Genomic DNA, 255 nt, shown 5'->3' with positions numbered 1-255 from the left:
GGTGCGCGCTCCCGTGAACGGAGCGCTTGTACCGGTGCTGCTGTCGGTCGCCGTGATCGTAAAACTGTACGCGCCTGCCGCCGTCGGCGTGCCGGACAAGGTGCCGTTCGGCGCCAGGCTCAGGCCCACCGGCAGGCTGCCGCTGGAGACATAGCCATACGGCGACGCCCCGCCACTGGCAGTGATGGTCTCGCTGTAGGCGACACCGAACGTCATCGCCTGCAAACCCGTCGGCGCCAACGTGATCACCGGCGG

General features: G+C 68.6%; 1 protein-coding gene. It reads right to left on the bottom strand.

Features of this window, described 5'->3' with window-relative positions:
* Positions 1-255: putative Ig domain-containing protein (locus tag GYK42_RS29020; RefSeq protein WP_166450299.1), on the bottom strand; the 255-nt coding region annotated here is incomplete at both ends.

The sequence above is a fragment of the Janthinobacterium lividum genome, assembly GCF_011601275.1.
In the GTDB taxonomy this organism is placed as follows: domain Bacteria; phylum Pseudomonadota; class Gammaproteobacteria; order Burkholderiales; family Burkholderiaceae_D; genus Janthinobacterium; species Janthinobacterium lividum_E.
This window is presented reverse-complemented; position numbering and strand designations above follow the sequence as displayed.